Origin of the sequence: Wolbachia endosymbiont (group B) of Parapoynx stratiotata, from assembly GCF_947250635.1 — a bacterium.
GTDB lineage: Bacteria > Pseudomonadota > Alphaproteobacteria > Rickettsiales > Anaplasmataceae > Wolbachia.
Genome location: NZ_OX366335.1, coordinates 804,051 through 816,491, shown reverse-complemented (window position 1 = coordinate 816,491; position 12,441 = coordinate 804,051). Strand labels below are relative to the sequence as shown.

Here is a 12,441-nt window from a genome sequence, read left to right as displayed (position 1 = left end):
GAATTAACTATTATATGGTTAAATTTCTATTTTGTTTGCTGTTATTGTTAGTGATAATAAATATATTAAAGTCTAAAGTATAATGAAAACCCATCCAGAAATCCTTGAATACTTTCAAGGCTTAAATAAAAGTATTTCTCTTATCAGGAGGTGTCTTTGACATAGAAAAATTGAAGTTGCGTCTTGAAGAGCTGGATTCTCAAGCGTTGAATGATAATCTGTGGCAAGACAATCAAAAAGCACAAGAAATTTTAAAAGAACGCTCTAAAATTAAGCATGACATAGAATCGTTTTCAAAGCTAGAAAGCGATTACAACGATGCTATCAGCTTGATGAAATCTGCTATTGATGAGAATGATGAAGAATTTTTTTCTGAAGTTAAAGGTGAGTTAGTAAAGCTAGAGAAATTAATCAAACTTAAAGAGACAGAATCCTTATTTACTGGTGAAGCAGATAACAATAACTGCTTTTTAGAAATCCACTCAGGAGCTGGTGGAACAGAGAGCAATGATTGGACTGAGATGCTCATGCGCATGTATACAAGATGGGCAGAAATTTATCACAATTTTAAAGTTGAAGTTGTAGAAAAATTAGATGGTGATGCAGTTGGTATAAAATCTACAACAATAAAGATCATCGGAGAAAAAGCTTACGGGTGGGCAAAAAGCGAAAGTGGAGTTCATAGATTGGTTAGAATATCACCATTTGATGCAAATGGTAAACGTCATACCAGTTTTGCAAGTGTAGGAGTAACTCCAGTGATTGAAGATTCAATAGATATTGTTGTGGATGAAAAGGATTTAAAGATCGACACTTACCGTGCTTCTGGAGCAGGTGGTCAGCATGTAAATAAGACTGAAAGCGCGGTACGTATTACGCATATTCCAACAGGCGTTGTAGCTCAATGCCAAAATGGTCGTTCTCAACATAAAAATAAAGATGAAGCACTTAAACTACTTAAAGGACGTTTATATCAAATTGAATTGGAAAAAAAAGAACAGAAAATGGCCGAAGAATATGGCAAGAAATGCGATATAGGTTGGGGCAGTCAGATCAGATCGTATGTTATGCATCCATATCAAATGGTAAAGGATTTAAGGACTGGACATGAAGTTGGCAATATAAATTCCGTTTTTGATGGCAATATAGATTGTTTCATAGTTAGTGTATTGGAGTTAAAATGAGATTTATTAAAAAGCTAAGTTTTATGCTCTGCTAATAAGGGGAAAAGAAAACCAAAACCTATTGAGAAAAATGGAACAATTTTGTGAATATATCTATTATCCAAGTAGCTGATGAAAATGGCAACTCGTTTCTTATGGGCACAAAAATGTAATATGAAGAGAAATCTTCGTACATTAAGTTGTAGCCGCGCAACGTCTGCCATTGATGATTATTTCACCTACTGTAACTGCTGCTAAAATAAAGCAGTAATACACTTGTGTTAACAAAGAAATAGGTGAGACAGAAGCAATGCTACCTGCTAGCAGCAGCTGGGAACCATAAGGCAAAATGCCTTTTGTAACGCAAGCAAAAATGTCTAACAAGTATGCACTACGGTATGACGGAATATTATGCTTTTGCGCGAGCCTTTTTGCAATATCGCCACTTAATAAAATAGCAATGGTATTATTAGCAACTAAAACAGTAAACATAGATGCTATGCCCGCTATTACAAATTCAGCTTTAGTTTTTGTGATATTGCTTTCATCGATAAGTTTGTGTAATGCCTTTTGACCCTGCTTGTACATTATATGACTCAATCCGCCAATAAATAGAGCAAATATCACTATCTCGTTTACTTTTTTGAAACCGTCATATATGTCATGAGAGAGTTGAATGATAGTATAGTCAAAAAAAGTCATCCCTAATACACTAGCAACAATTATATTTATAGTTATTGTTACTAAAGTAGTAACTTCAAATAACCCCATGATTATTAAAGAAATATAAGGAATAATCTTTATTACTGATAAATAATCTAAATTTGATGTAGGAATAATTTTTGTACTATCTGCCATAATTGCCAGATAGACAAGCGTTATAATGCTGGCAACAAATGCTACTTTAGAATTCACTTTAAGTTTATCCTTTATCGTGGCCCCCTGTGAAGAAACAGATGCAATAGTAGTGTCAGATATCATTGAAAGATTATCACCAAATACGGCACCTCCAACTACAGTTGCAGTTCCTATTTCAAGACCAAAAGCCCCACTTTTTGCTAAGTTAACAGCTATTGGTACCATTAATACAACAACTCCCATAGACGTACCAATTGCAGTTGATATAAAAGCGGAAGCCAAAAATACTCCAGGCAGTAGTAATCTTGCTGGAAGGAAATTGAGAATTAAATCAGCAACAGTATCTGCACTACCAATTGATTGAGTCACCACAGAAAATGCTCCAGAAAATAGAAAAGTTAAACACATAGTAAGGGTGTTTTTATCGCCCATACCCTCGATGACAGTATCGATGTTACGTTGAATTTTACCTGCACTGCATGCAACAGCAAAAAATAGCGCCGGTAGTAGGCAAATTACCGGTGAAACTTGGCGAAGCGGATTATCAATTCCAATAAAGGAAAAATAGACACCACTTCCAAGGTATAAGATTAAAAAAATAACCAAAGGAAAAAAAGCTGTCATTTTACTGCCTTAAAACTTATGATTATAATCAATTAAGTGGTTTCAGGCAAGCTTGGTTTTCTGTAAGTTAATAACAGTCCTTTTAGACTCTCAAGTTACGCTATGGAAAATGCGTTGACTATTCTACCATAATATATAGCATCAAAAAATACTCTGTAGTATGAGGTAAAGCTATGGTAATGACATATGAACAGTGGAACATAATATTAGGTGTAATTGATCAAGAGGTAAATTTAAGTAAAGACAATGTAATTGAAAGAATAAAAGAGCTATTAAAGGAAGTAAAGATACTAGGGCAAGCAGAAACATCAAGAATGTTAGAAGAGATATCGCATGGATTAGAAGTATCAAGCAAGATTCCAAGAGTAAAAGAGACACAAGAGCCATCAAAAAAGAGACTAAAGGTGGTAAATGTACCGCAGACAAAAGAAGAAGCAAAAAAGATACTAAAGGAGTCAAGGGTATCAAATGCGCAACAGATGGTAAAAAGAATGCTAAAAAAGTTAGGTGTACAAGAGACATCAGAAGAACCAAAAGCAGTGGCGCTAGAGGATGTGCTAAATGCACGAAAGATCTCAGAAAAGGTACCAGTGATGCTAGATACACAAAAGATACTAGAAACACTAAATAGACTAAAGAAAGAAAGTGGAAATGTGTATAAAGAGTGGGAAGAAAATGAGTTTAATATAAATTATTGGTTTGAAATAGATTGTTTGCATGAACGCTTTTCATACACGTTATTATATTTAGCTATTGATTTTAAGGGAACGTTCAAAAAAGTGTGTCAAACCGAAAAAAAAGTAATAAATTGATATAAAAAATGGAGGTTTGATATGGGTCAAGCAAATAGAACTACTGGTTTGGTAGATTATAAAGAATTAGAAACAAATATCCTGTCATCTATACGAGAAGGAAGACCATTGACAGGAAGAGATGGAGCATTAACACCGTTTATAAAAAGGTTGCTAGAGGCAAGTCTGGAAGGTGAAATAGAAAGCCACATGTCAGCTAAAAGTGAAGAAAATAACCGAAGAAATGGAAGGAATGCAAAAACTTTACGTACAAGTTCAGGCTCATTTGAACTATTAACACCAAGAGACAGAGAAGGAAGCTTTGAACCGCAAATAGTCAAAAAAAGGCAAACAAGCCTACATCCAGGGGAACGTTCAAAAAAGTGTGTCAAACCGAAAAAAAAGTAATAAATTGATATAAAAAATGGAGGTTTGATATGGGTCAAGCAAATAGAACTACTGGTTTGGTAGATTATAAAGAATTAGAAACAAATATCCTGTCATCTATACGAGAAGGAAGACCATTGACAGGAAGAGATGGAGCATTAACACCGTTTATAAAAAGGTTGCTAGAGGCAAGTCTGGAAGGTGAAATAGAAAGCCACATGTCAGCTAAAAGTGAAGAAAATAACCGAAGAAATGGAAGGAATGCAAAAACTTTACGTACAAGTTCAGGCTCATTTGAACTATTAACACCAAGAGACAGAGAAGGAAGCTTTGAACCGCAAATAGTCAAAAAAAGGCAAACAAGCCTACATCCAGAACTTGAAGCAAAGGTCTTAAGCACATATGCCAGTGGCATGGGATACAGAGATATAGCTTCACATGTTGAGGAAATATATGACCACAAAATATCAGCAGCAGAGATATCCAGTATTACTGATAAACTGCTACCAGTAATCAATGAATGGCGCAGCCGCCCACTGCAATCAGTGTATCCAATAGTGTTTATGGATGGCATGTTCTTTAAGGTCAAGGAGGACGGACATTGTATAAGTAAATGCATGTATAATATATTGGGCATAAATCAAAATGGCAGAAAAGAAGTATTAGGTTTTTATTTGGCTGAAAGTGAAGGAGCTAACTTCTGGTTGGGAGTTCTAAATGACCTAAAAGAGCGAGGAGTAGAAGATATTCTAATTGCCTGCATTGATGGGCTAAAAAGCTTTCCTGCGGCTATAAATAGTGTGTTTCCTAAGGCAGAAGTACAGCTATGTATAGTGCATCAGATAAGGAATTCACTGAAATATGTATCTAGCAAAGATGTAAAAGTTTTCATGAATGATTTGAAAAAAATATATCGTGCTTCAAGTAAAGAGATCGCTGAGAATTATCTGCTTGAGCTGGAAGAAAAATGGGGAGAGAAGTATCCTTTAGTTATAAAATCCTGGCAGAACAATTGGGAAAACTTATCCAGTTATTTTAAGTATTCTGGGCAAGTTAGGAAGCTGATTTACACCACCAATCCAATTGAGGGGTTGCATAGACAAATCAGGAAATTTACTAAAACTAAGGGTTCATTTACTAGTACAAATGCCTTGTACAAACAGGTATATTGTGCTATAAAAAAGGTAGAGCAAAAGTGGATTATGGCTCTCCCTAATTGGGCTTTAACTATGTCTCAACTTGATATTTTCTTTCCAGATAGATTGAAAATTGAGTTGAACTAAAAATGCGGCTTGACACACTTTTTTGAACGTTCCCACATCCAGAACTTGAAGCAAAGGTCTTAAGCACATATGCCAGTGGCATGGGATACAGAGATATAGCTTCACATGTTGAGGAAATATATGACCACAAAATATCAGCAGCAGAGATATCCAGTATTACTGATAAACTGCTACCAGTAATCAATGAATGGCGCAGCCGCCCACTGCAATCAGTGTATCCAATAGTGTTTATGGATGGCATGTTCTTTAAGGTCAAGGAGGACGGACATTGTATAAGTAAATGCATGTATAATATATTGGGCATAAATCAAAATGGCAGAAAAGAAGTATTAGGTTTTTATTTGGCTGAAAGTGAAGGAGCTAACTTCTGGTTGGGAGTTCTAAATGACCTAAAAGAGCGAGGAGTAGAAGATATTCTAATTGCCTGCATTGATGGGCTAAAAAGCTTTCCTGCGGCTATAAATAGTGTGTTTCCTAAGGCAGAAGTACAGCTATGTATAGTGCATCAGATAAGGAATTCACTGAAATATGTATCTAGCAAAGATGTAAAAGTTTTCATGAATGATTTGAAAAAAATATATCGTGCTTCAAGTAAAGAGATCGCTGAGAATTATCTGCTTGAGCTGGAAGAAAAATGGGGAGAGAAGTATCCTTTAGTTATAAAATCCTGGCAGAACAATTGGGAAAACTTATCCAGTTATTTTAAGTATTCTGGGCAAGTTAGGAAGCTGATTTACACCACCAATCCAATTGAGGGGTTGCATAGACAAATCAGGAAATTTACTAAAACTAAGGGTTCATTTACTAGTACAAATGCCTTGTACAAACAGGTATATTGTGCTATAAAAAAGGTAGAGCAAAAGTGGATTATGGCTCTCCCTAATTGGGCTTTAACTATGTCTCAACTTGATATTTTCTTTCCAGATAGATTGAAAATTGAGTTGAACTAAAAATGCGGCTTGACACACTTTTTTGAACGTTCCCGATTTTAAGCTGAACAATTTAATCAATTCTATGCTTAAAGTAAAAGGAATCGATATTAATGCACCAAGTCCGTTTTCCGAATGGACTGCTTTACATTGGGCTGTTGAAAATAGGAACACAGAAGTAGCACGCAAGCTAATAGAAGAAGGGGCAAATGTTAATCAGTTGGATTCATCTCAACGGACTACTTTATATCAGCCAGCTGTAAATGGAGATATAGAAATAACAAAAATCTTAGTAAAAAATAATGCAGATGTTAATGCAGAGGATCTAGCGAGATTGACTGCTTTATATGAGGCTGCCAGGAATAGCCATAAAGAAGTAGTAAAGTTCTTAATGAATAGTGGAGCAGATGTTAAGAAGAATGGGGCGCTTAAACTTACTCCTTTACATATTGCTGTTGCAAATGTTGATGAAGCAATGGTGGATTGTATAATACAAAATGATAAGAATATTGACGAAAATATTGAGACAGTGGATGTATTTGGATGGACTCCTTTATATTGGGCTGCTGCAAGGAATAATACATCAATATTAGGGAGCCTATTACAGGCCATATTACGATATAGAGCAAGTGTTGATATAGAGGATATGTTAATTGGGCGATCTCCCTTACATATTGCTGCTACGAATGATAATGTGGAAGCAGTAGAGCTCTTAATAAACTATGGAGCAGAGGTTAACTATAAGGATGCATGGGGATGGACTCCTTTTAATTGTGCTGCTGCAAGAGGCAATATAGAAGTAATGAATTGTCTAATAGCCAATGGAGCAAATATTGAGACGAATGATCCACAGAAAATATTATTTTCTATTCATCCATATAATTTTCTAAAAGCAGTAAATACTATGATACAACTTGAAATATGTAAGGATGTGATAAAATTGGTGGAAACTGATCTTTTACGTTATGCTTCCAGAAATGGTAATATACTAATGGTATGTGCTTTATTAGAAGCTGGAGTAAATGTTAATGCAAGTGACGATTTAGGATCAACTGCTTTACATAAAGCTGCCAAGTATAACCATCCGAAAGTAGTAATGACCTTAATTTCATATGGAGCAAATGTTAATGCACAGAATAACTCAGGCGAATGTCCTTTAAGTTATGCTATCGAACGTAGACACTGGATAGTAGTAATGACCTTACTATTTTATTGCGCAAAAACTTCATTGCCTGATCACTGCGGTGAAACTGTAAAAGATTTAGCTGAACGTCAAGGTATAAGTAATCTTCTAATAGAAGCAGAAAAAAGAGCACTAGATATACTTACGCGGCTTAACTTAGAATTAAGTATACTCAGAAACAAAGCATTAATGACAGTGCAACACACAGATTCACATATGGTGCAACACATAGCATCACATATGTTGAGAGAAATAGAATTACATCTATCTATCAGCTTTGAATTTATGATAAGAGATCAAGCTAATCAAATTGAACAATTACAGTATAACGCTAAACTTAATGAAAAAGGAGTAGTACTTATAACTGACCCCATTAAATGTATGCAGTTAGGAACTAACACTAAAGCGTGTCCAGCTGAAATGGAGGGAACGTTCAAAAAAGTGTGTCAAGCCGCATTTTTAGTTCAACTCAATTTTCAATCTATCTGGAAAGAAAATATCAAGTTGAGACATAGTTAAAGCCCAATTAGGGAGAGGGGAACGTTCAAAAAAGTGTGTCAAGCCGCATTTTTAGTTCAACTCAATTTTCAATCTATCTGGAAAGAAAATATCAAGTTGAGACATAGTTAAAGCCCAATTAGGGAGAGCCATAATCCACTTTTGCTCTACCTTTTTTATAGCACAATATACCTGTTTGTACAAGGCATTTGTACTAGTAAATGAACCCTTAGTTTTAGTAAATTTCCTGATTTGTCTATGCAACCCCTCAATTGGATTGGTGGTGTAAATCAGCTTCCTAACTTGCCCAGAATACTTAAAATAACTGGATAAGTTTTCCCAATTGTTCTGCCAGGATTTTATAACTAAAGGATACTTCTCTCCCCATTTTTCTTCCAGCTCAAGCAGATAATTCTCAGCGATCTCTTTACTTGAAGCACGATATATTTTTTTCAAATCATTCATGAAAACTTTTACATCTTTGCTAGATACATATTTCAGTGAATTCCTTATCTGATGCACTATACATAGCTGTACTTCTGCCTTAGGAAACACACTATTTATAGCCGCAGGAAAGCTTTTTAGCCCATCAATGCAGGCAATTAGAATATCTTCTACTCCTCGCTCTTTTAGGTCATTTAGAACTCCCAACCAGAAGTTAGCTCCTTCACTTTCAGCCAAATAAAAACCTAATACTTCTTTTCTGCCATTTTGATTTATGCCCAATATATTATACATGCATTTACTTATACAATGTCCGTCCTCCTTGACCTTAAAGAACATGCCATCCATAAACACTATTGGATACACTGATTGCAGTGGGCGGCTGCGCCATTCATTGATTACTGGTAGCAGTTTATCAGTAATACTGGATATCTCTGCTGCTGATATTTTGTGGTCATATATTTCCTCAACATGTGAAGCTATATCTCTGTATCCCATGCCACTGGCATATGTGCTTAAGACCTTTGCTTCAAGTTCTGGATGTAGGCTTGTTTGCCTTTTTTTGACTATTTGCGGTTCAAAGCTTCCTTCTCTGTCTCTTGGTGTTAATAGTTCAAATGAGCCTGAACTTGTACGTAAAGTTTTTGCATTCCTTCCATTTCTTCGGTTATTTTCTTCACTTTTAGCTGACATGTGGCTTTCTATTTCACCTTCCAGACTTGCCTCTAGCAACCTTTTTATAAACGGTGTTAATGCTCCATCTCTTCCTGTCAATGGTCTTCCTTCTCGTATAGATGACAGGATATTTGTTTCTAATTCTTTATAATCTACCAAACCAGTAGTTCTATTTGCTTGACCCATATCAAACCTCCATTTTTTATATCAATTTATTACTTTTTTTTCGGTTTGACACACTTTTTTGAACGTTCCCTCAAATACTACAACTTAAATTACGTAAAATGTGTTAAAAGCATCTTTGGCTTTATAGTCCACTAAGTAAAAATTTATTTTTAGTATTTTTCTATTGACTTTTAACACAACTGCTTCAAGAAACAGATGAAGTAGCCATAGAGGCAACAGGTAACAGCTGTTTCTTTTATGATGCAGTTTCACCTTACGTTAAACGCATAGTAATAATTGCTCCTGGGCAGTTTGAAGTTGTTCGTCGCTCTGTGAACAAAACAGATAAGCATGATGCACGAGCTATTGCTTTCTTTCTCAGCAAAGATATGTTGCCTGAGGCAAGGTGCAAAAACAAACAATGCCAGCAGTTAGCTTCTCTTCTTCAAATGAGAGATCAGTTAGTAAAGTCACGGGTATCTTTAATCAATAAAGTTCATGGTCTTTTTAATTACCATGGAATAAAAATTAAAAAAGAAGTACTTACAACTAAAGTAGGATTTGAACGTGCTACTCAAAAGCATAATTGGGATCCTTTAGAAAAAGTTGAAATTGAAGTGATTAGCTATCATTTAGAAGCTATCCGAGAAAGCCTTAAAAAGCTTGAAAAGGAAATTATAGCTTTCGCTAAACAACTTCCTGGGTTCAGCAATCTTATCAGCATAAAGGGAATAGGTCCAATTTCTGCAGCTGTTTTTATTGTAACAATCGGAGACATTAATGATTTCCGTAGACCTGAGAAACTTACTGCATATTTTGGAGTTGTACCAAGAGTTTCTCAATCTAATCAGCAATGTACAATTGGAAGAATTACCAAACGAGGGTCAAAAATAGCGCGTACTTCTTTAGTTCAATGTACTTGGATTGCTGTACGTTACAGTCCTTACTTGAAAAGCTTTTATGAACATATAAAAAAGAAGCGTGGTTCTGCTAAGGCTATAACTGCTACTGCTAGAAAATTTCTTATAACTATTTTCTACACTCTTAAAAATAACTGTGTTTTTAAAGATTTTACAAAATTTGAAATTTCTACTGGACAATAATCATAGGAGAAAAATATACTTTAGTTTTGGGAGAATAATTGGGAAAATTTGTCTAGTTATTTAAAATATTCTGGCCCTGTAAGAAAATTAATTTATACCACAAATCCTATTGAGGGACTACATAGACAGATCAGAAAATTTACTAAAACCAAGGGCTCATTTACTAGCACAAATGCCTTGTATAAACAGGTATATTGTGCTATAAAAAAGGTAAGAGAAAAATGGACTATGCCTATACATGATTGGGCTTTAACTATCTCTCAACTTGATATCTTTTTTCCTGGTAGGTTAAAAATCGAGTTGAACTAAAAATGCGATTTGACACAGTTTATTTAACACTCCCAAAATATTTTGCGTATTATCCAAAAAGTCATCCTTTATAGCAGCTAGCTCGGATTGTTTTTGAGATAGATTATCTTCTATTGTTCTATTGAAACAATCAAGATCATTGCACTTTAGTTGAGAGCGCATGTCTCCATTTTCATATAAACCTCGTATAACGTCACAATATGCTCGATTTTCATCAGTTTTTGGTTGTTGCTTTTCTTTGAATATTGCCTTTAATTTCGAATCTATGTCTAATAATTTCGAGTCTATGTCTAATTCTCTTTTTATATCTTCAGTAGCATTTTTATGATACTTTTCATAATCTTCAAAATTCTTTAATATTTTGCCTTTTAACTCTTCTTGCGAATCTTTGCTTTTTAACGTTTCTTGCAAATTTTTGTCTTTTAACAACTCGTTAGCATGAGGTTTTTCAATTTTTTCCTTCCACTCATCATACGTATATTCTTGTCGACTACCATATTTTGTATCTTGACACTCACTTCCTATGTTAAACAGCTCTTTGTTACAGATTTTATCACCCTGATAAAAGTAATCGCTTATATTAATTTTATCGCTAGTTAAAGTTTGTCTAATTGCTGCTTTATTTTCTGCAAGTTCTTCTCTGTACTTGCTAATGCAATTTAGTAATTCTTTTTTGCAATCTGTAGTCATAAGCTGTTTCCTTTAATAAAATAAAACCTATTTTAGCATAAAATAATTAATACTTTATTACTAATCTGAGGTATACTAAGGTAGTGATAAGAAGTCCAGCATCTACAAAGTTTGTTTAAACTATTTTCAAAACGAATAAAATGTAATTTTAGGTAAATAAAATGAATTACGATGTAATCATTTCAGGTAGTGGGCTAATTGGTCTTATTACTGCTATTGGCCTGAGTAATGACTCTGTATCTGTAGCCGTAATTGAGAAAAATAGTTTACCACGTGCAGTTGATGATAATCGAGCATTTGCTATTTCTCAAGGATCAAAAAAAATACTAGAAAAATTAGGGATTTGGCGGCTCTTAGAAGGCGAAGCTGAACCAATACTTGATATATGCATATTAGATGGAGATAGTCCATTTACTGTGCATTATGACCATAAAATGGTTGGTGAAGAGCCAATGGGCTATGTAATCAAGAGCGCTATTATATGGAATGCAATCAATAACAATTTTTTGCATAAACTCAATATATATTCTCCACGTTCCTATAAGACAATCTCTTGTGACGAAGGATACATGGAAGTTACTCTTGATAATGATCAAAAATTGATATCATCACTATTTATCTGTGCTGAAGGTAAAAACTCTAAGTTGCCAGAGTTGTTTTCTATACCAATGATAAAATTTGATTATAAACAAAATAGCATGGTATTTAATGTAAAACATGAACTACATCACCAAAACTTAGCTGTAGAGAGGTTTTTTCCTGGTGGTCCATTTGCAATTTTGCCAATGAAAGGTGGCTATACTTCTTCAATAGTTTGGACAGAAAAATGCGAAATTTCAAAAATGCTGATGAGCTTATCTGAAGAGGAGTTTATCATAGAACTCAAAAAAAGATTTGGTTCTTATTTGGGAGAAATTGAATTAGAGGGTGAAAGAAAATCTTACCCTTTGAGTTTTACTTTTGCGAGAAAGCTTCATAAAAGCAGAATTTTGCTTATTGGCGATGCAGCACATTCAATCCATCCAGTTGCAGGTCAAGGACTTAACCTTGGAATGAGAGATGTAGAGAGTGTTATTAGACAAATAACTGCTGCAAAATCCTCTGGCATTGATGTTGGCAGTAATTATCTATTGAAGAAAATTTCACGTGATAGATACTTTGATAATTTTACTATGGCACTTGCAACTGATGGACTAAATAGAATATTTTCCAACAGAATACTTTGCGTTAAAGTTCTGAGCAATCTTGGTTTAATGGTAGTTGAAAATTCAGATTTTCTTAAAAAAAGCTTCGTTCGACATGCTATGGGGTTGGTTCTGTCGCATTTGTAGGGAAGTAG

The 12,441-nt window shown here is 34.7% G+C and carries 8 protein-coding genes and 4 pseudogenes; 9 read left to right on the top strand and 3 right to left on the bottom strand.

What is annotated here, in order from left to right; genetic code table 11:
• Window positions 1-82 precede the first annotated feature (82 nt).
• Window positions 83-1,184 (top strand): peptide chain release factor 2 gene (gene prfB, locus OOT12_RS03660; protein WP_250119949.1). Its coding sequence is split into 2 segments (ribosomal slippage): window positions 83-148 and window positions 150-1,184, totalling 1,101 coding nucleotides; the frame shifts between segments, so codons are not numbered across the junction.
• A 174-nt stretch (window positions 1,185-1,358) separates the two neighbouring features.
• Here the strand turns inward: prfB and OOT12_RS03655 are convergent.
• Window positions 1,359-2,645, bottom strand: coding sequence for a Na+/H+ antiporter NhaC family protein (locus OOT12_RS03655; protein ID WP_211908158.1), 1,287 nt, complete (start codon window positions 2,643-2,645; stop codon window positions 1,359-1,361).
• A 173-nt stretch (window positions 2,646-2,818) separates the two neighbouring features.
• Between OOT12_RS03655 and OOT12_RS03650 the strand changes: the two genes are divergently transcribed.
• The 5 genes and pseudogenes from OOT12_RS03650 to OOT12_RS03630 all read left to right on the top strand — a co-directional run bounded on the left by OOT12_RS03650 (window position 2,819) and on the right by OOT12_RS03630 (window position 7,737).
• Window positions 2,819-3,457 (top strand): hypothetical protein, encoded by a 639-nt coding sequence (locus OOT12_RS03650; RefSeq protein ID WP_264685164.1) that lies wholly within the window; start codon window positions 2,819-2,821, stop codon window positions 3,455-3,457.
• A 21-nt stretch (window positions 3,458-3,478) separates the two neighbouring features.
• Window positions 3,479-3,817 (top strand): annotated as a pseudogene (locus OOT12_RS03645) (transposase); the annotation flags it as partial.
• A 56-nt stretch (window positions 3,818-3,873) separates the two neighbouring features.
• Window positions 3,874-5,106 (top strand): IS256 family transposase, encoded by a 1,233-nt coding sequence (locus tag OOT12_RS03640; protein WP_096097236.1) that lies wholly within the window; start codon window positions 3,874-3,876, stop codon window positions 5,104-5,106.
• Between the two features lie 35 nt (window positions 5,107-5,141).
• Window positions 5,142-6,056, top strand: a pseudogene (locus OOT12_RS03635) (IS256 family transposase); the annotation flags it as partial.
• 22 nt (window positions 6,057-6,078) lie between these two features.
• Window positions 6,079-7,737 (top strand): ankyrin repeat domain-containing protein, encoded by a 1,659-nt coding sequence (locus tag OOT12_RS03630; RefSeq protein ID WP_264685163.1) that lies wholly within the window; start codon window positions 6,079-6,081, stop codon window positions 7,735-7,737.
• Between the two features lie 51 nt (window positions 7,738-7,788).
• Here OOT12_RS03630 and OOT12_RS03625 read toward each other — a convergent pair whose 3' ends face one another.
• Window positions 7,789-9,021, bottom strand: coding sequence for an IS256 family transposase (locus tag OOT12_RS03625; protein WP_096097236.1), 1,233 nt, complete (start codon window positions 9,019-9,021; stop codon window positions 7,789-7,791).
• Window positions 9,022-9,203: 182 nt separating this feature from the next.
• Between OOT12_RS03625 and OOT12_RS03620 the strand changes: the two are divergent.
• Window positions 9,204-10,103, top strand: a pseudogene (locus OOT12_RS03620) (IS110 family RNA-guided transposase); the annotation flags it as partial.
• Between the two features lie 27 nt (window positions 10,104-10,130).
• Window positions 10,131-10,412 (top strand): annotated as a pseudogene (locus tag OOT12_RS03615) (transposase); the annotation flags it as partial.
• On the opposite strand, the gene OOT12_RS03610 reads toward OOT12_RS03615, so the two are convergent.
• Entirely contained in the window at window positions 10,392-11,102 is a 711-nt protein-coding gene (locus OOT12_RS03610; RefSeq protein WP_264685162.1) for a hypothetical protein, read from the bottom strand. The pseudogene OOT12_RS03615 and the gene OOT12_RS03610 overlap by 21 nt on opposite strands.
• Before the next feature lie 161 nt (window positions 11,103-11,263).
• Here OOT12_RS03610 and ubiH point away from each other — a divergent pair, with 161 nt between their 5' ends.
• Window positions 11,264-12,433: a 2-octaprenyl-6-methoxyphenyl hydroxylase gene (gene ubiH, locus OOT12_RS03605; protein WP_264374827.1), complete on the top strand. Its 1,170-nt coding sequence runs from the start codon at window positions 11,264-11,266 to the stop codon at window positions 12,431-12,433.
• Window positions 12,434-12,441: the final 8 nt, after the last annotated feature.